At 63.9% G+C, this 17922-nt stretch carries 22 protein-coding genes; 11 read left to right on the top strand and 11 right to left on the bottom strand.

Annotated features, from left to right (window positions below):
- Window positions 1–24: 24 nt before the first annotated feature.
- Entirely contained in the window at window positions 25–291 is a 267-nt protein-coding gene (locus JQ573_RS04020) for a DUF2277 domain-containing protein (protein WP_212311623.1), read from the bottom strand.
- Between the two features lie 119 nt (window positions 292–410).
- Between JQ573_RS04020 and JQ573_RS04015 the strand changes: the two genes are divergently transcribed.
- Window positions 411–656 (top strand): DUF2188 domain-containing protein, encoded by a 246-nt coding sequence (locus JQ573_RS04015; RefSeq protein ID WP_173641286.1) that lies wholly within the window; start codon window positions 411–413, stop codon window positions 654–656.
- A 15-nt stretch (window positions 657–671) separates the two neighbouring features.
- Here JQ573_RS04015 and JQ573_RS04010 read toward each other — a convergent pair whose 3' ends face one another.
- Window positions 672–1361: a metalloregulator ArsR/SmtB family transcription factor gene (locus JQ573_RS04010; RefSeq protein WP_312011353.1), complete on the bottom strand. Its 690-nt coding sequence runs from the start codon at window positions 1359–1361 to the stop codon at window positions 672–674.
- Between the two features lie 138 nt (window positions 1362–1499).
- Between JQ573_RS04010 and JQ573_RS04005 the strand changes: the two genes are divergently transcribed.
- From JQ573_RS04005 to JQ573_RS03990, 4 genes are all read left to right on the top strand, one after another.
- Window positions 1500–1901 carry a nuclear transport factor 2 family protein gene (locus tag JQ573_RS04005; RefSeq protein WP_249131203.1) on the top strand — a complete coding sequence of 134 codons (402 nt, stop codon included), beginning with the start codon at window positions 1500–1502 and terminating at the stop codon, window positions 1899–1901.
- A gap of 245 nt (window positions 1902–2146) precedes the next feature.
- Entirely contained in the window at window positions 2147–2494 is a 348-nt protein-coding gene (locus JQ573_RS04000) for an MmcQ/YjbR family DNA-binding protein (RefSeq protein WP_212311625.1), read from the top strand.
- A 158-nt stretch (window positions 2495–2652) separates the two neighbouring features.
- On the top strand, window positions 2653–3006 hold the full coding sequence (locus JQ573_RS03995; RefSeq protein ID WP_212311626.1) for a hypothetical protein: 354 nt from the start codon (window positions 2653–2655) through the stop codon (window positions 3004–3006).
- Between the two features lie 176 nt (window positions 3007–3182).
- Window positions 3183–3596 (top strand): hypothetical protein, encoded by a 414-nt coding sequence (locus tag JQ573_RS03990; RefSeq protein ID WP_212311627.1) that lies wholly within the window; start codon window positions 3183–3185, stop codon window positions 3594–3596.
- Window positions 3597–3692: 96 nt separating this feature from the next.
- Here JQ573_RS03990 and bfr read toward each other — a convergent pair whose 3' ends face one another.
- Both bfr and JQ573_RS03980 read right to left on the bottom strand, forming a co-directional pair.
- On the bottom strand, window positions 3693–4181 hold the full coding sequence (bfr, locus tag JQ573_RS03985; protein ID WP_092126895.1) for a bacterioferritin: 489 nt from the start codon (window positions 4179–4181) through the stop codon (window positions 3693–3695).
- Window positions 4182–4409: 228 nt separating this feature from the next.
- The gene (locus JQ573_RS03980; RefSeq protein ID WP_016843730.1) at window positions 4410–4682 is read right to left on the bottom strand and encodes a bacterioferritin-associated ferredoxin; all 273 of its coding nucleotides are present in this window, start codon (window positions 4680–4682) and stop codon (window positions 4410–4412) included.
- Between the two features lie 385 nt (window positions 4683–5067).
- Here JQ573_RS03980 and JQ573_RS03975 point away from each other — a divergent pair, with 385 nt between their 5' ends.
- Together JQ573_RS03975 and JQ573_RS03970 are read left to right on the top strand one after the other, a co-directional pair.
- Window positions 5068–5373 (top strand): hypothetical protein, encoded by a 306-nt coding sequence (locus JQ573_RS03975; protein WP_050422015.1) that lies wholly within the window; start codon window positions 5068–5070, stop codon window positions 5371–5373.
- A 237-nt stretch (window positions 5374–5610) separates the two neighbouring features.
- A complete protein-coding gene (locus JQ573_RS03970) occupies window positions 5611–5895 on the top strand; it encodes a hypothetical protein (protein ID WP_212311628.1) in 285 nt (94 codons plus the stop codon).
- Between the two features lie 84 nt (window positions 5896–5979).
- Here the strand turns inward: JQ573_RS03970 and JQ573_RS03965 are convergent, their stop codons facing one another.
- Entirely contained in the window at window positions 5980–7212 is a 1233-nt protein-coding gene (locus tag JQ573_RS03965) for a lytic murein transglycosylase (protein ID WP_212311629.1), read from the bottom strand.
- Window positions 7213–7454: 242 nt separating this feature from the next.
- On the opposite strand from JQ573_RS03965, the gene JQ573_RS03960 reads away from it, so the two are divergent.
- Window positions 7455–8567: a toll/interleukin-1 receptor domain-containing protein gene (locus JQ573_RS03960; protein WP_212311630.1), complete on the top strand. Its 1113-nt coding sequence runs from the start codon at window positions 7455–7457 to the stop codon at window positions 8565–8567.
- 30 nt (window positions 8568–8597) lie between these two features.
- Here the strand turns inward: JQ573_RS03960 and JQ573_RS03955 are convergent, their stop codons facing one another.
- Window positions 8598–9182: a TIGR00645 family protein gene (locus JQ573_RS03955; RefSeq protein ID WP_176533115.1), complete on the bottom strand. Its 585-nt coding sequence runs from the start codon at window positions 9180–9182 to the stop codon at window positions 8598–8600.
- A gap of 168 nt (window positions 9183–9350) precedes the next feature.
- Window positions 9351–11000, bottom strand: a complete 1650-nt coding sequence (gene ettA / locus JQ573_RS03950) for an energy-dependent translational throttle protein EttA (RefSeq protein ID WP_212311631.1) — start codon at window positions 10998–11000, stop codon at window positions 9351–9353.
- Between the two features lie 270 nt (window positions 11001–11270).
- Here ettA and JQ573_RS03945 point away from each other — a divergent pair, with 270 nt between their 5' ends.
- Complete coding sequence (locus tag JQ573_RS03945) at window positions 11271–11513, top strand: hypothetical protein (protein WP_212311632.1); 243 nt, start codon at window positions 11271–11273, stop codon at window positions 11511–11513.
- A gap of 124 nt (window positions 11514–11637) precedes the next feature.
- Entirely contained in the window at window positions 11638–12600 is a 963-nt protein-coding gene (locus tag JQ573_RS03940) for a D-2-hydroxyacid dehydrogenase family protein (RefSeq protein WP_212311633.1), read from the top strand.
- A gap of 75 nt (window positions 12601–12675) precedes the next feature.
- Here the strand turns inward: JQ573_RS03940 and JQ573_RS03935 are convergent, their stop codons facing one another.
- The gene (locus JQ573_RS03935; RefSeq protein WP_212311634.1) at window positions 12676–13911 is read right to left on the bottom strand and encodes a L,D-transpeptidase; all 1236 of its coding nucleotides are present in this window, start codon (window positions 13909–13911) and stop codon (window positions 12676–12678) included.
- Window positions 13912–14240: 329 nt separating this feature from the next.
- Between JQ573_RS03935 and JQ573_RS03930 the strand changes: the two genes are divergently transcribed.
- Entirely contained in the window at window positions 14241–15083 is an 843-nt protein-coding gene (locus tag JQ573_RS03930) for a hypothetical protein (protein WP_212311635.1), read from the top strand.
- 66 nt (window positions 15084–15149) lie between these two features.
- Here JQ573_RS03930 and sseA read toward each other — a convergent pair whose 3' ends face one another.
- The 3 genes from sseA to JQ573_RS03915 all read right to left on the bottom strand — a co-directional run bounded on the left by sseA (window position 15150) and on the right by JQ573_RS03915 (window position 17752).
- A complete protein-coding gene (gene sseA / locus JQ573_RS03925) occupies window positions 15150–16007 on the bottom strand; it encodes a 3-mercaptopyruvate sulfurtransferase (RefSeq protein ID WP_212311636.1) in 858 nt (285 codons plus the stop codon).
- 100 nt (window positions 16008–16107) lie between these two features.
- Window positions 16108–16521, bottom strand: a complete 414-nt coding sequence (locus JQ573_RS03920; protein ID WP_016847778.1) for a rhodanese-like domain-containing protein — start codon at window positions 16519–16521, stop codon at window positions 16108–16110.
- Between the two features lie 55 nt (window positions 16522–16576).
- Window positions 16577–17752, bottom strand: coding sequence for a VWA domain-containing protein (locus JQ573_RS03915; RefSeq protein WP_166216842.1), 1176 nt, complete (start codon window positions 17750–17752; stop codon window positions 16577–16579).
- Between the last annotated feature and the right edge of the window lie 170 nt (window positions 17753–17922).

The following is a 17922-nucleotide window of genomic DNA, read 5'->3' as shown; positions in this document are numbered from 1 at the left end:
GAATGCGCGAGCCTCAGCCTGGCCTCAGCCGAACCGCAGCCGCGAACGCTCCCTCGCCTTCTCCGCCTCGACCTCGCGATCGCGCGCCGGCGACGTGGTCTGCAACGAGATCAGGAGCCTGCGCGCGGCGTCCGAGACCTCGGTCACCGCAAGGTTGAAGGCGGCCTCATTGGCCTGCGACGGCTTGTTGAAGCCGGACAGTTTGCGCACGAATTGCAGCGCGGAAGCGTGGATCTCGTCCTCGGTGGCGGGCGGCTCGAAGTTGAACAGCGTCTTGATATTGCGGCACATGTCGGTCTCCCTCGCCCGCACCTCGGGGCTTGCGTCTCAAAGACGATCGGCTGCTGCAAAATACGACATCGTGGTCTATTCTGGCAGCCTCATCGTCCACTGCGGAAACGAGGTTCCGGATGAGCCACGTGATCTACAAGGTCGTCCAGCACGACGGCGGCTGGGCCTATACCGTCGACGGGGTGTTCTCGGAGCCGTTTCCAACCCATGCCGCGGCGCTTGCCGCCGCCCGGCGCGCCGCCAACGAGCAACGCGTTCCCGGCCGCACCGAAGCGATCCAGTACGAGACGTCGGACGGCAAATGGCTGACCGAAACCGCCTCCGGCAACGACCGCCCGGAGACCGAAGTCGAGGACGGCCGCTAGCACGGTCTCGCGGCTTCAGAATGGAACCTCGACGCCAAGCCGGTCGAAGAACGCCCGCCCCCGGTCGGTGATCCGCAACGCGCGCGGAATCCGATGCGGCGCAACGCCGCGCATCGCGACCAGCCGCGCCAGCACGGCATTGGCGAACGGACCCGCGAGATGCGGCACGCGCTCGGTCCAGTCATTGCAGAGCCGCAGGTGCGGCTGCCGCGCCGGATCGAAATCAATGTCTTCGGCGCGGCACCAGGCCAGCCCCTGCTCGGTCACGCGACCATCGCGGCCGTCGATGACGACGAGGCGGCGCCGCACCAGCGCATTCGACAGCAGCACGCCGAGGTGGCCCGCCAAATGATGGTAGCAGGTGCGCGATTGCCTGAGCTGCTCGGCGGGCATCGCGCGCTTGCGCCCGGCCGTGGTTTTCGCCGCAAGATCGACCAGGTTCTCGATCAGCGCCGCGACGTCGTCGTCCCTGATCCGGTAATATCTGAACCTGCCCTGTGCCCACACCGATAGCACGCGCGCATCCACCAGCTTCTGCAGATGCGCACTGGCGCCTTGCGGCGAAATGCCGGCCACCGCGGCAAGCTCGCCTGCCGGCAGCGCCTTGCCGTCAGCCAGCGCGCTGACCATGGCCTCGCGCACCGGATCGCCCAATGCCTCGGCGATCCGCGAAAATCCCGTCTGCACGGATTGGGATGATCTCACCGCATCGTCCTCCGGATCGCGCAACAACGTCCTATCCGTATTCGCCGCGCCGTGAAACTCATTTCAGTTTTTCCTGAAACGTCGCGACAGCCTCTTCCTATCAAATTGGTGCCATCAGACGAACACAAGGGAACAATCATGACAGCCAGCAATACCGACGTGGAACGCATCTACAAACTCTGGGACGAGGCCCTCGGCAACAAGGACCTCGAGGCGGCGCTGGCGCTCTATGCGCAAGATGCCTCGATCGAAAGCCCGCTGGTCCAGCACCTGATGCAGACCACCGACGGGATCGTCCAGGGTCGCGCCGCGCTGCGCGAGTTCATCACGCGCGTGTTCCGCACCAACCCGCCGCAGCGGCGGCGCTTCAAGCAGGGCTTCTTCAGCGACGGCCGGATCCTCACCTGGGAATATCCGCGCCAGTCGCCGGACGGCGATCAGATGGATCTCGTCGAGGTCATGGAGATCAGGGACGGCCTGATCCAGCGTCACCGTGTCTATTGGGGATGGTATGCGCTCAACGTGCTGAGGGCGAGCTAAGCACATCTTCGCCAGCCGCGCGGCGCAGCGCTCGGATAACGCCTTTCCGTCATGCTAGGCTTGCGTCGAAGCGGCCGGACAAGCGCGCCGCGCGTGGGGAGAAGTACCATGATCCGTTTGATCCCGGCGAGCAGCGAAACACGCGGGCACCTCACGACCGGCGATGCCAAATTCTATGCCAGGCAACTGCTTGAGCTGCTGCAGACGGCACCGCAGCACATGATGTAGCGGTCGAGATCGAAGCGATGTCCGCAAATCGCTTCCGCAAGGTCGCGCTGAGCCTGCCCGAGGTGATTGAGGGCGCGCATCACGGCACCGCCGATTTTCGCGTCGGCAACCGCATCTTCGCAACGCTCGGCTATCCCGACAAGGATTGGGGCATGGTGAAGCTGACCCCGGAGCAACAGGCTGTCGTGGTCGAGGCCGAGCCGGACATCTTCCGGCCGGTGCCGGGCGGCTGGGGCAAGGGCGGCAGCACCAATGTCCGCCTCGCGAAAGCCGATCAGGTCACGCTACGCAGCGCGCTCAAAATGGCTCGCGACAATATCGCAGCAAAGCCTGTGAAGAAGGCGCGCACGAAGAAGCCGGCCTAAGCGCGACGATCCCGCACTGCATCACGGACAACAGCGCTGCCTCGCTGATTCTTTGGGCATGCATCTCGTGCGCGGTTCGTGCCTAATCGCACGAACATCGGATTCGCGCGCGGGACGCTGCGCGCGTGTCACGCACAAGGTTGTCGCGGAGGGATGCGATGCGAAGGCTCACGCATGGCGCGATGCTTGCGTGGCTCGCCATGACGGCGGGCGCAGCGCTGGCGTTCGACAACGGCCAATACGACAACGTGCCGCCCGATATCCGCGCCTGGTTCAAGAGCGTGATCGCTCCGAACGGCGTGCCGTGCTGCGATATCTCCGACGGCCATCGCACGAGCTATGACGTTCGGGGCGGCGCCTATTGGGTGCCGATCGAGGGCGAATGGATGATGGTACCGGAGCGCGCGATCATCCGCGATCACGGCAACCCGGTCGGCGAGGCCGTGGTGTGGTACGTGCACCACCGCGGCAACATCATCATCAGCTGCTTCGTTCCGGCGGACGCGGTTTGACGCGCCGCCACGCAGTCGCGCCAATTTGAAACATATACCTCCTGTTAACCTTACTTTTTAACCAATAATTAAGGATGAGTTTGCGGGCGCCCTCAGGCGCGGCCTAGCGTCTGCAGAATGCTCCGTAACCGCGAGTGGTGCCGGCCATGGCTTGTCGAACAATGGCTCATCGAACGATGGCGTATCGAACATATGGGGCGCTGATGGCGTCCCTTGGCGTTGCAGCGCTGCTGCTTGCTTCCTCGACCGCGACCTATGCGAGATCCGGAACGGCGCCGCGCGGTACGTTTTCCGCGCACCATCCGGCTTTCCGTCATCATGTGCGCGTGCCCGGCATCGTGTTGCCGGGGACAAGCGGATATTACGAGGACGCCGTCGCCGGCGTTCCCTTCGCCGCCGAGGTCCCGGCGCCGGCGTCGAACGACGTTCGCTACACCTACACTCAGGACGTGCCCTGGGATTGGGCGCATCGATATCCGCCGGCCGTGGTGCCGTCGGATCGCCCCTATGTGTCGAGCTGCCCCACCGAGAGCGTGACGGTGCCCGGCCGCGACGGCGATCGCACCATCAACATCATCCGCTGCTACTGACGATCACTCCATCCGGATCGAGAAAACGAAAGAGGCCGCCCGCAAGGACGGCCTCTCGCATTCTTGAAAGCCAACCTCCGAGTGCGAAGAGGCCGATCAGGACTCCTCGCCCTTCAGATGACCGACGTGCTTCTGGGTGTAGAGCTCAAGACCGATGCGCTTGATCAGGTCGAGCTGGGTCTCGAGGAAATCGATGTGGTCTTCCTCGTCCTTCATCAGCTGCTCGAACAGGTCGCGGCTGACATAGTCCTTGACGCCGTGGCAGTAGGTCGCCGCCTCCTGATAGAGCGTGCGGGCGCCGATCTCGGCGGCCAGGTCACACTCGATGATCTCCTTGACGTCCTGGCCGATCTTCAGGGGATCGAGCACCTGCAGGTTCGGGAAGCCGTCGAGGAACAGGATGCGATCGACGAATTTGTCGGCGTGCTCCATCTCCTCGATGGATTCCTTGCGCCAGACCTTGCCCATCTCCAGGAGGCCCCAATTGTTGAGCATCCGGTAGTGCAACCAGTACTGATTGATGGCGGTCAGTTCGCTGCGCAGCCCCTTGTTCAGATAATCGATGACCTTCGGGTCGCCTTGCATGATCCACTCCACCTGTCGCGGCCAAAACCGGCCAGCACTGAATTTAGAACGCTTCTAAATCAGATTACCGGTGAGAGCAACCCTTCGCGGAAGCAGCGCGTGGATAACCGGTTTCGGGGGATTTGCGGAGGCAGAGCGTTTCCGGCGACGCGGCAGCCGGATCGCATGAAGAAAACGCATTGAAAACGGGAAGCTTCGGTTCTGCGTCGATCAGAACCGGAAATGGCCCTAGCAGGCCGCGAGCGCGAATTCGGCCGGCTCGGCGTCTTCGTTGGCGGCGTGCGGATGGCCGCTGTGGGGGCAGCCGGAGCAGCAGGCCTTGGCGCAGGGGCCAAGCGCCTCGTCGATGATCGCCTTGATGGTGCGCGCGCAGCGGCCGCATTCGGCGCTACAGCCGAGGCAGCCATATACTTGCTTAGCATTTCGTGTCACAGACCCGCCGCCATTGACGGCATTGCGGACATCGTGGTCGCTGAGGACGTTACAGGAACAGACAATCATCAGATGAGGCGGGTCCAACGGGTGATGCTCGCCAATATGGATATTGTCGGCGCCGGCCGGATGCAAAGGGAAAAGCCGGTTCTTGTAGCAATTCCAAACTGATGCGGGATTCATATTGGAATGAATCTAAAACGGTCGGCCCTGCCTTTCGGGAATAGGAAGCCCATCAGGCCGGTCTACCGGGCCAATCCCGGCTTCCACCGCTGCAAGCACCGGTTCACTGCGGCTACAAGCTTGTGCGTTGCAAGATATGCCAAAAGCTGCAAGCATTTGGACGCGAATACGGCAGCGTCGTTCATTGATCATTCAAGCGGAGTATGGAACTCTTCTGGCGAGACGGATCGCCAACGTACGCTGTCCCTGCTCCCGTGAGAAAGGTGAGGTCATGAAGAAGACATTGCTGGCGCTTTGCGCCGCCGCCACTCTGGCGGTTTCGGCCGTGGCGGTGCCCGCCCCCGCCCAGGCACAACGCGGTGTCGCCGCTGGCGTCGCTGCGGGATTGATCGGTGGTGCCATCGTCGGTGGCGCGATCGCTTCGCAGAACGGCTACTACGGTCCGGGCTATGGCTACTACGCGCCCGGTCCGGCCTATGTCGCCGAGCCCGGTTACGGTCCCGATTGCTTCTGGCAGCGCCAGCGGTTCTGGGACGGCTACACATGGCGCGTTCGCCGAGTGCGCGTTTGCGATTGATCGCCGTTCATCTCGATTAATTCGAACCAGATGTCCCGGAAAACCGACTGTTTGTCCGGGACGTCTGCTGTAGAAGGCCAGAAAAAACCGCTTTTCTGCGCGATGAGCCTGCCGACGTTTACTTTCGGTTGACTGTTCTGCGCTGTTTAGCAAGACAGCAGTTCGAGATCAGCGTGTGAGTCACCTAAAACCCGGCGCCGAACCACGACGCCACCACCTTCCAGGAGAGCCAAAGACATGAAGAAGACTTTAGCTGCCCTTGTCGCCGTTACCACGCTTGCCGGTTCGCTGGCGGTTGCTCCGGCTGCCAAGGCTGGTGACGGCGGGGCCATCGCGGCCGGCGTTGCCGGTGGCCTGATCGGCGGCGCCCTGCTCGGCGGCGCGATCGCAGGCGCCCGTCCCGCTCCGGTCTATGTTGCACCGGCCCCGACCTATGTCGAAGAAGCTCCGTGCCGCTGGGTTCGTGAGCGCTTCTGGGACGGCTACGGCTGGCGCTTCCGTCGCATCCAGGTTTGCGACTGATCGACCGACACGCTTTCAGCATCACACTCGAAAACCCGGCCTTGCGGCCGGGTTTTTGTTTTCGTCACCAGGCAGGCCTGACGGTCAGCGCTGCCCGTTCATCGCGCGCAGCACTGCCTCGCTCGGCCAGCAATCGACCTTGAGCCCGGCCTGCTTCTGATAGGCGCCGAGCGCGGCGCGGGTCTGCATCCCGGCCTTGCCGTCGAGCTTGTCCTTGTAGAGACCGATCTTCGTCAGCTGCTGCTGCATCGCCTCGACATCGGCGGAGCGCAGCTGCTTCGACGCCGACCATGGCGTCGCGAATGGCTGCGGGCTCGTCATGCGGTCGGCGAGATGGCCGACGAACAGCACATAGAGATCGGAGAAATTGTACTCCTTGATCACGAAGTAGTTCGGCGTGGTCAGGAAGGCCGGACCGTAGCTGCCTTCAGGCTGCAGCAGCGAGGCCGATTGCGCCTGCTCGGTGGCGCTGAGCCTCGCGCCGCGCACCGGCACGAAGCCTGCCCGCAGCCACTGGCTGATCGGTTTTGTCACTTCGGGCACACCGATTGTGCAATCGGCATTAGCGGGTGCTGTGACCTCGTAGGCCCAGCGCACCCCGGGCTGCCAGCCCTTGTTGACGAGCTGTTGCGCGGCGGAGGCGAGCGCGTCCGGCACCGAATGCCAGATGTCGACCCGGCCGTCGCCATCGAGGTCGACGCCGTGCTTGTAATATTCCGATGGCAGGAACTGGGTGTAGCCGGTCGCCCCGGCCCAGGATGAGCGCAGCTCCTTGCGCGTCACGGCGCCCTCACTGAGGATCTTCAGCGCAAGGATGAACTCGGTGCGGTACTGATCCTTGCGGCGGCCGACATAGGCCTGCGTCGCCACCACGCGCAACGCGTCGTAGGGCAGCGAATAGCGGCCATAGTCGGTCTCGCGGCCCCAGATCGCCAGCACGATGGTGGCCGGCACGCCGAACCGCTTCTCGATCGCGTCGAGCGACGGACGATACTTCTGCAGCAGCCGCTGCCCCTCGGTGGCGAGCCGCGCGATCGAGGCCTCCTTGATGTAGTCGGCCGGCACCTGCACGAATTCGGCCTGCGCCGGTGCGCCGGTCTTCGGACGCCCCGGCAGGATCAGGTCGGGCAGCTTGTAGTCGGGCTCGAGGGAGCGCGTCTCGCGATCGAAGGTTTCGCGCGACACGCCGGCCGCCTTGGCCTCCGGCCACAGCGAGGCGATGAACTGGGTGAACGCTGCGTCGGCGGCGGATGCGGGCCGCTGCAGCGGCGCACACAGCAGCAGCGCGCATGCGACGATGGTGGCTGGCCATTTCATGATCGATCTCACCTCGTGTCCCGAATCCGAAGTTCGTATCATCGCCGCACCTTCGGAGCGAACTTCGGATTCGATAAGGACACTAGCAAACTTATGATTCTAGTGTGCTTTATGAATGCGAAGTTCGTGAAAGCGGCTGCCGCGAAATCGCACGAACTTCGCATTCAGCACACTAGCGGAAACAGGCATTGCAACGTGGATTCGGCAATGTCAGAATTCAATTCTGGGTGGTAAGTTTTGCCATGCGCATATTTTTGTCATTTCCCTCCGAATTGGAATCGCAGGCTGACAACATCGCTCAGTCCCTGCGCAATTGCGACCATGACGTCTTCTTTTCGCACGACGATCTCCCGCCGGGCGACAGCTTCGATGCGCGCGTCGAAAAAGCCATCGAAAGCAGCGATTTTATGGTGTTCCTGATCAGCCCGGAATCGGTGACCAAGGGACGCTACACCTTGAGCGAGCTCGCCTTTGCCCGAGCCAAATGGCCGAACCCGAGCAATCGCGTGCTGCCGGTGATGATGGCGCCGACCTCGCTCGACCAGGTCCCGGCCTATCTCAAGGCGGTCACGATCCTGGAGCCGCAGGGCAGTGCCGCGGCCGAGACGCGAGCCGCGGTGGACCGCATGCTGGCGGCCGAGCGCGCGCAGTCGCGCGGCCGATCCAGTTGGCCCTTCGTCGTGCTGGCGCTTTTCTCGGTTGTCGGCAGCTTCATTACCGTGAGGTATGCCACCGGCGTTCTGCAATATTCGTTCGTGGATTCCACGCCGACCGGTGGGATAACGATCCTGCCCGGTGTGATATTTGGATTGGTGGTCGCGATCTGCAACTTCATATTTGGCGTCAAGGACCGGTTCCAGCTGGCACTGGTGGTTGCGGTGACGGCTGCGGCCTGGATCGCGGCCTACGATGCCAGCAGCGTCACGCTTCAGTCACTCGGCCAGTATTCGAAAGCTGTCGCCGCCGCTGACGTCGGTACCGCCGACACAACCACCACCCCCGCCGAGGTCAGGGACACGCTCGGCAATAACCCGTTCATGGGCTACGTCATCGGCAGCGTCGGAGGAGCCGTTGGCGGCGCGATCACAATTCTTGGCGTCCTGCTGACCAATCCCGGCTTCAGGCGGCTCGACAGCGTTGTCGTGAACTGGATCGCTGCCATAGCGGCCGGAGCCGTTTACGGCGCGATCGTCAAATTTCCGGACTGGCTGGCCTGGCTGGTGCTATTCGGCGTCTGGCAGACCACATTCATCCTGGCAATGGCGCGCGGATTCCCGCGCGAGGCCGCGGAAATCCCGGAATGGCTGGGCAGGATCACCGCGCCGGCATTGTTCGGCCAGCGCACGGCGCGATGACGCGGCGCCAGCCATTATTAGTTATCCCGGCTAATGCCCAACCTGCTGCTTGGCGCCCTCGATCGAGTCGTTCGACAGTCTGTCAACGATGGCGATGCCGATCGCCGACAGGATGAAGACGCAGTGGATGATGGTCTGCCACATCACGCCGGTCTCGGTGTAGGTGCCCTTGCCGGACGACAGCGCACCGGCCTCGATGAAGGTGCGCAGCAAGTGGATCGAGGAGATGCCGATGATCGCCATCGCCAGCTTGATCTTCAGCACGCTGGCATTGACGTGGCTGAGCCATTCCGGCTCGTCCGGATGTCCCTGCAGATTGAGGCGCGACACGAAGGTCTCGTAGCCGCCGACGATCACCATCACCAGGAGGTTCGAGATCATGACGACGTCGATCAGGCCGAGCACGGCCAGCATGATCTGCTGCTCGCTGAAATCGAAGGCATGGGCGAACAGGTGCCACAGCTCTTTCAGGAACAGCACGACATAGACGCCCTGGGCGATGATCAGGCCGACATAGAGCGGCAATTGCAGCCAGCGCGATCCGAAGATCAGCATGGGAACGGGACGCAGCGGCCGGCCCTTCGAGCGGGCGGGCGCGTCTGAAAGTGCGGACATGTTGGAGTGCTCGCGGAATTGAAATTGCGGAGCGCTCTATCTACGCAATCCCGCGCACTTGAAAAGCGACAACTGGCCGCAGATTTGCGCCGCGATGCCGTCACGATCCTCCAAAACGAGGGAGTGGTCGAACGCGGCGCGATAGCCGCGCTCGACCACTTCAACCGATCAGCGCGTCAGCTTCTTGTACTTCACGCGGTGCGGAATGATGCTGTCCTGGCCGAGGCGGCGCATCTTGTCCTTTTCGTAATCCTGGAAGTTGCCCTCGAACCATTCGACATGGCTGTCGCCCTCGAAGGCCAGGATGTGGGTCGCGATGCGGTCGAGGAACCAGCGATCATGGCTGATGATGACGGCACAACCGGCAAAATCCTCCAGCGCCTCTTCGAGCGCACGCAGCGTGTCGACGTCGAGGTCGTTGGTCGGTTCGTCGAGCAGCAGGACGTTGGCGCCCGACTTCAGCATCTTGGCGAGATGCACACGGTTGCGTTCACCGCCCGACAGCGCGCCAACCTTCTTCTGCTGGTCGGCGCCCTTGAAGTTGAACGACGAGCAATAGCCGCGCGAGTTGACTTCCTTCTTGCCGAGCAGGATCAGCTCGTTGTTGCCCGAGATCTCCTCCCACACCGTCTTCTTGCCGTCGAGCGCGTCGCGCGACTGGTCGACATAGCCGAGATGTACGCTCTCGCCGACGGTGATGGAGCCCTTGTCCGGCGTCTCCTGCTTGGTGATCATCCTGAACAGCGTGGTCTTGCCGGCGCCGTTGGCACCGATCACGCCGACGATGCCGCCCGGCGGCAGCTTGAAGGTGAGATCGTCGATCAGCATGCGGTCGCCAAAACCTTTGCTGAGGCCTTCGAAGTCGACAACGTTCTGACCGAGACGCTCGGCGACCGGAATCGTGATCTGCGCGGTCTGGGTCTGCTTTTCGCTGGCTTGTTTCAGCAGCTCCTCATAGCGCTGGTAACGTGCCTTGGACTTGGCCTGACGCGCCTTTGGCGAGGATGCGATCCACTCCTGCTCGCGGGCCAGCGTCTTCTGATGCGCGGCGTCCTCGCGACCTTCCTGCTCGAGCCGCTTCTGCTTCTGCTGCAGCCAGGACGAATAGTTGCCCTCGTAGGGGATGCCCTTGCCGCGGTCGAGCTCGAGGATCCAGCCGGTGACGTTGTCGAGGAAGTAGCGGTCGTGGGTCACGATCAGGATCGCGCCCGGGTAGTTGCGCAGATGGCCTTCCAGCCACGACACCGACTCGGCGTCGAGATGGTTGGTCGGTTCGTCCAGCAGCAGCAATTCCGGCTGGTCGAGCAGCAAGCGGCACAGCGCGACGCGGCGGCGTTCACCGCCCGACAGCTTTGTGACATCGGCATCGTCAGGCGGGCAGCGCAGCGCGTCCATCGCCTGGTCGACCTTGCTGTCGAGATCCCACAGGCCCTGCGCCTCGATCTCGTCCTGCAGTTTTGTCATTTCGTCAGCCGTCTCGTCCGAGTAATTGACGGCCAGCTCGTTGTAACGGTCGAGGATCGCCTTCTGCTTGGCGACACCGAGCATGACGTTCTCACGGACGTTGAGTGCGGGATCGAGGTGCGGCTCCTGCTCGAGATAGCCGACACGGGCGCCCTCGGCGACCCAGGCCTCGCCGTTGTACTCCTTGTCGAGGCCGGCCATGATCTTGAGCAGCGTCGACTTGCCCGAGCCGTTGACGCCGAGCACGCCGATCTTGGCGTCCGGATAGAAGCTCAGATGGATGTTATCGAGCACCTTGCGGGTCGGATACGCCTTCGTCAGACCCTGCATGAAATAGATGAACTGGCGAGCCATCCGCTGTCCCTGGAATTGATCCGATTTGTGGAAATTTTGCTGTGGCCGATGTAACGGCCGGCCCCCGAAAGCGCAACCGCGGGGCGGTCGTTTTCCATCCGTTCACCACGTTCCGTCCATTCGCCACGGGTGATTACGGGTTCGACACCATGTGCGCGCCGAATCACGACAATTGAAACTATCTTTTAATAAATCAGGCCAAAACTCGTTCTCAACGCCGAAAACGGCGATTTTCGCGGCAGAACCGCGACAAACAGTTGAGGCCACGTCATGGCTACCATCATTTCAGCACCTCTTTCGCGCTCCACGACCAAACGCGAGGCGACGCTGTTCGCCGAATTCCGCGCCTTCTGGCGAGCCTTCGTCGCCAGGGCTTTCAATCCCTACCGGCCGGAACTGCACTATATGCGCGGCCCGGGGCCAGCCTGCCGTGCCAAGCAGATGGCGCTGTCGCCCGCGGTCCGATCGATGCTCGCCGATATCCGCACCGCGAAGGCACGCAAGCCGTCCTGAGCCATCCGGCAATCGCCGCTTTTTGAAACCGCGGCCGCTTGCGCGCCTGCCGATTGCGCGCGACCATGACGGGTATCCCGACGGATGATTTCCACCGTCGCCCTCACCCTGAATGGACTTTCCGATGACGCGGCTCCGCTGTGCAATCCTCGACGACTATTTCGACATCGCGCTCTCGCTGGCCGACTGGCCGGCGATCAAGGATCGCGTCGAGGTCGTCGTGTTCGACAAACCGTTCGCGAGCGAGGCGGAGGCAGCGGCCAAGCTGAAGGACTTCGAGATCATCTGCGCGATGCGCGAACGCACGCCGTTCCCGAAGAGCCTGCTCGACGCGCTGCCCAACCTGAAGCTTCTGATCACGTCGGGCATGCGCAACGCCGCGATCGACATGGAGGCCGCCAAGGACCGCAAGGTGGTGCTGTGCGGCACCCAGTATAGCCGCGATCCCACCGCGCCCCTCACCATGGCCCTGATCCTGGAACTGACCCGCGGCATCGGCCGCGAGAATGCCCGCATGCACGCCGGCGAGGCCTGGCAGAGCTTTGCCGGCACCGAGATCGAGGGCAAGACGCTCGGAATCATCGGCCTCGGCAAGCTCGGCAGCAAGGTCGCCGGCATGGCCAAGGCGTTCGGCATGAACGTCATCGCCTGGAGCCCCAATTTGACGCCGGAGAAGTGCAAGGAGGCCGGCGTCGGCTACGCCAGCAAGGACGAGCTGTTTGCGACATCAGATATCATCACCATCCATGTCGTGCTGAGCCCGCGCTCACGCGGACTGGTCGGCGCTGCCGATCTCGCCCGCATGAAGCCGTCTGCCTATCTCGTCAACACCGCGCGCGGGCCGATCGTCGACGAAGACGCCCTGCTTGCGGCGCTGCGCGACAAGAAGATCGCCGGCGCCGGCATCGACGTGTTCTCGGTCGAGCCGCTGCCATCAGATCACCCGCTTCGCAAGCTCGACAATGTCGTGATCACGCCGCATCTCGGCTATGCGACGCGCGAGAGCCTGCAGGCGCACTATCAGCAGATGGTCGCGTGCATCGACGCCTTCACCAAAGGCAGCGAGCCGCCGCGGCGGCTGGCCTGAGATCGGACATCGATCGGCAAACAAAAAAGGCGCGCTGTTCGCGCGCCTTTTTCAATGATGAGTTTGCCGGTTGGCCTAGCGCACCGTGACCGGTGCGGGCAGCGGCTGGACCGAGGTCGGCTGCGTGCCGGGCAGCGGCGCGGCCTGAGCGGGGGCCATCGGGTTGGGCGGCGGCGCGGCGGAAGCCGTCGTCGTGCCCGGGGCGGCGCCACCGGGCAGCACAACCACGCGGGTGCCGACCTTGGCGCGCTCGAACAGGTCCGAGACGTCCTCGTTCAGCATGCCGATGCAACCCGACGAGACGAACTTGCCGATGGTCGACGGCTGGTTGGTGCCGTGAATACGGTACACGGTCGAGCCGAGATACATCGCGCGGGCGCCGAGCGGATTGCCGGGTCCGCCGGCCATGAAGCGCGGCAGATAGGGCTGGCGTTCGATCATCTCCGTCGGCGGATGCCAATCCGGCCACTCGGCCTTGCGGGTGATCTTCTGCACCCCGGTCCAGGTGAAGCCGTCGCGGCCGACGCGGACGCCATAACGGATCGCCCGGCCATTGCCCAGGATGTAATAGAGGTAGGTGTTCGGCGTATCGACAACGATCGTGCCGGCCGGCTCCTTGGTCGCGAACGCCACTTCCTGGCGCCGCAGATTCGGTGCCAGTCGCGCCGGGCCATCTTCCGGCTGCTCGTCCGCCGGCAGCGACGCGATCTGCAGCGGCTTGCCGTTGGCATCGACGGGCGCCTGCTGCTGCGGCACGGCTCCGGTCACGCCCTCGGGCGGACGCATGCCGCCGCGGTCGTCGCCGTAGGACACGCCCGCGGCCGGAACGCCATTGTCGCGATTGGCTTGCTGCGCGCCCGGACGATCGCCATAGATCACCGGCGGCGGCCCCATCGGCCGGCCATAGCGCGGATCATCGGGCGACATCACCGGACCGGTCGGCGCACCGCGCTCGGAGTAGACCGGCTGGGAATTCATCGGACGGCCGTAGCGCGGATCGTCCGGCGACATCACGGGACCGGCCGGCGCACCACGATCGGAATAGACCGGCGCATTCGCCGGGCGGCCATAGCGCGGATCATCCGGCGACATCACCGGGCCGGGCGGCGGCAGCGCGGCCGAATTGCGCGGCGCATCTTCATCGTCGAGCGAGTCGAAATCCGGCATGTTGCCCTGCGAGTAGGGCTGCGGCGCGGCCGAATAGGCCGGCCCCTGGGGAACCGGATACCCCTGCTGCGCATGCGCAAGCGAGGTTCCCGCCACGCCGAGAGCCGCGGCAGCGCAAATCGTCAGAATGCGGTTGATCATCATTGCTCTATTATAGTCCCCAAGCCACACCGGACTGTTAACGGCCCAATGCAGGAAGATAGCGGCGCATTCAAGACAAATCCGCGAAACCCGGGCCATTTCGGGCATTTGTGATGTGCCGTCAACGCTGCGGCAAAGATGTCTCATGGGTCGGGAATGTTTGTCCACCTGCCCAAAGTCATCAATCACCCGCATTTTGTAACAAACAGTCTTCGAGGGTTGCGATATCTTCGAATCGGCCTGATTCGTCGCTCGCGACGCCGGCTTTCTTGTGTGGTCACCGCGTTCCCTCGACGTCAAAGAGCCTCCCGCAGAAGGGGGAACCCGCGCCCATGCTCCCCGGCCTTCGATTCTTGTTCGCCGCGATCGTGCTGGCCACCTCGCTTCTAGTGTTCGGGTTAGGGGCAGCCGCGCTGTTTCGCGCGGCGCATGAGGAATTCGCCAGCATTCCGGCCCGCCGGGCCCCGCCCGAGCCGCAATTTGCGCAGCAGCCCGAGGCCCCGCCGGTGCTCGCCATGGTGCGGGTCGAGCCATCAGCCGCAGACAAGGCGGTGGCCGACAGCCCGGTCCCCTCGACACCCTCAGAGCCAGTTGCCGCCTCCGAGCCGCCTGCTCCTGCCGAAGCCTCTCCTCCAGCCGAGCCGGCGAAGCTCGCCGCGGTGAAGACGGATGATCCGCCGCCCGCCCCGCCGAAGCAGGAAGCCCAGACGGTCGAAACTCCTGCACCAGCGCAGTCCGCTGAAGTCGCTCCGCAACCTCCGGCCGCGGATCCGTCGCCCGCATCGCAGCCCGCACCGGTTTCCACGGAAGCAGCACCGGCGCCAACCGAAGCCAAGGTCGCCGCGGTGGCCGATCCGCCTGCCGCACCCAGCGAACCCGCGCCCGCCGCACCGGCACCCGCGATGGCTACGCCGGAGCCCGCACCGCCGCCGTCACCCGAGGCCATCGCGGCCGCGAGCAGGATCGCAACGCTGGGTGGACCCGAAATTGTCGTCGAAGCACCGGCCGTGCCGAAGGCCACTGAAGCGAAGAAGCCGGAGCGCAACGCGACCAGCAAGCCCGCGCATCGCAAGGAGCGCCGGCGGATCGTCCGCGCGCCGCCGGTTCGGCAGGCGGTTCAGCAGCAGCTCGACCCGTTCGGCCAGCCAATCCTGGCACCGCTCACCCGGCGTTAGACCTTCTTGTTTTGACGCGTTTTCTTTGCGCGAACCGGAGTCCACTTCGCTCGAAAACGCTTTCGCTCAGGCCGGTCCCGTCGCGATCGGCGGGCCGCTCGCCTGTCCCCATTCCGACCACGAGCCGTCATAGAGCGCGGTGTCCGTGACGCCGAGCCGGTAGAGCGCAAGCGTCAGCACGCCGGCCGAGACGCCGGAGCCGCAGCTCGTGACAACAGGCGCGTCGAGCTTGACACCCGCACCACTGAACGACTTGCGCAGATCGTCGAGCGGCTTCATCTCGCCGGTGGCAGCATCGAACAGCTGGTTGTAGGGCACGTTGCGGGCGCCCGGGATGTGGCCGGCGCGGATGCCCGGTCGCGGCTCCGGCGCGCGGCCCTCGAAGCGCTCGGCGGCGCGCGCATCGATCACCTGCTCGGCACGGCTTTCGACATTGGCGATCATCTGCTCGATGCTGCGCACCCGCTTCGCATCATAGCTCGCCTTGAACATTGCAGGCTTCGGCTTCACCTCGCCGCTCTCGACCGCCCTGCCCTCGGCGCGCCACTTCTTCAGGCCGCCGTTGAGAATGCGCACGTTGCGATGGCCATAGGACAGGAACATCCACCAGGCGCGCGGCGCCGCGACCCAGCCGCCGGAATCATAGATCACGACGGTGTCGGCATTGCTGATGCCGAGCGCGCCGATGTCGCGGCCGAACTGCTCGGCGCTCGGAAACATGTGCGGCAGTGGATTGGAATGATCGGACACCGCGTCGACGTCGAAGAACACAGCGCCGGGCAGATGCGCGGCGAGATAGTCGTCCTTCGGCAGCGGCAGCACGCCGGGCAGCTTGAAGGTCGCGTCGAGCACCTTGACGTTGGCGTCGCCGAGATGCGCAGCCAGCCATTCGGTCGAAACGAGCGGATCGTCGGTGGTGGTCATCTTACCTGTCACTCCATCGTCATTGCCGGACTTGATCCGGCAATCCATCTTGCCTCGAAACGATGGACACGCGGGTCAAGCCGGCGTGTGACATCTTGGCTTAGCCCTTCTTCTTCGGCTCCCACGCCTCGATCGGACCGCCGGCCTCGCGCCAGGCGGCGAAGCCGCCGCCCATATGGGCGACCGGCTTCAGGCCCATGTCCTTCGCGGTCTTGGCAGCGAGCGCCGAGCGCAGGCCGCCGGCGCAGTGGAAGATGAACTTCTTGTCTTCCTGGAAGATCGGCTTGGCGTAGGGGCTGTTCGGATCGATCCAGAACTCCAGCATGCCGCGCGTGCAGGAGAATGCGCCGGGGATCTTGCCGTCGCGCTCGATCTCGCGGGGATCGCGGATGTCGACGATCACGACATCGTTCTTGCCGATCAGCGTGATCGCATCGGCCGCGCTGATGGTCTCGATCTCGGCATTGGCCTCGTCGATCATCACCTTGATGCCGCGGTGGATGTTCTGGGGCATGGGGCTCTCCCTGGATGTTGTTGGCGCGCCCATCGGCGCGCGACGCCTTGCGCGTTTACCGCACCAGCTCCCGCATCGCGTGCTCCAGACCCTCGATCGTGATCGGATACATGCGCTCCGAGAACAGGCGGCGGATGATGGTGGTCGATTCCGAATAATCCCAGTGCTTCTGCGCCACCGGATTGAGCCACACCGCATGCGGATAGGTGCGGGTGATGCGGTCGAGCCAGACCGAGCCGGCCTCTTCGTTGACATGCTCGACCGAGCCGCCGGGCACCATGATTTCGTAAGGCGACATCGAGGCGTCGCCGACGAACACCACCTTGTAGTCGTGCGGGTACTTGTGCAGCACGTCCCAGGTCGGCGTGCGATCGGTGAAGCGCCGCTTGTTCTGCTTCCAGACGCCCTCATAGAGGCAGTTGTGGAAGTAGAAATATTCCATGTGCTTGAATTCGCTCTTGGCGGCCGAGAACAATTCCTCGACCTGCTCGATATGCGAATCCATCGAACCGCCGATATCGAAGAACACCAGCACCTTGACCGCGTTGCGCCGCTCGGGGCGCATGTGCACGTCGAGATAGCCGTGGTTGGCGGTCTCCTTGATCGTGGTGTCGAGATCGAGCTCGTCGGGCGCGCCGGTGCGCGCGAACTTGCGCAGCCGCCGCAGCGCGACCTTGATGTTGCGGATGCCGAGCTCGACATTGCCGTCGAGATCCTTGAACTCGCGCTTGTCCCACACCTTCACGGCGCGGTTGTTGCGGTTCTTCTCCTGGCCGATGCGTACGCCTTCGGGATTGTAGCCGTGGGCGCCGAACGGCGAGGTGCCCGCGGTGCCGATCCACTTGCTGCCGCCCTGGTGACGGCCCTTCTGTTCCTCGAGCCGCTTCTTCAAGGTCTCCATGAGCTTGTCCCAGCCCATGGCCTCGATCTGCTTCTTCTCTTCCTCGGTGAGATATTTCTCGGCGAGCTTCTTCAGCCACTCCTCGGGGATCTCCGCCTTGCCCATGGCGTCGAGCAGGCTCTCGAGCCCCTTGAACACGGTGCCGAACACCCGGTCGAACTTGTCGAGATTGCGCTCGTCCTTCACCAGGGCGGCACGCGACAAATAGTAGAAGTTCTCGACGGTCTGTTCGGCGAGATCGGCGTCAAGCGCTTCCATCAAGGTCAGATATTCCCGTAGCGTCACGGGGACCTGGGCGTCGCGCAGCGATGTGAAGAACTGCAGGAACATACTCACCTAGATCGCCCGCTGGACCGGTGGCGTCAAGGGGCCGAGCCATGCCGAGACCGGCGATCCGCCTTGATTTGGCCCCTGGCGCCATGTCTTGCGGGGGTCCACCCGACGACGCCCCGCCCCGTATCCGTGCGGCGGTCATTCCGCGCAGCGGAAACATGACGGTC

It is taken from the genome of Bradyrhizobium sp. AUGA SZCCT0105 (assembly GCF_018129565.1).
GTDB lineage: Bacteria > Pseudomonadota > Alphaproteobacteria > Rhizobiales > Xanthobacteraceae > Bradyrhizobium.
Note: the sequence above shows the minus strand (reverse complement) of the source record. Positions and strands in the feature narration are given on the sequence as shown.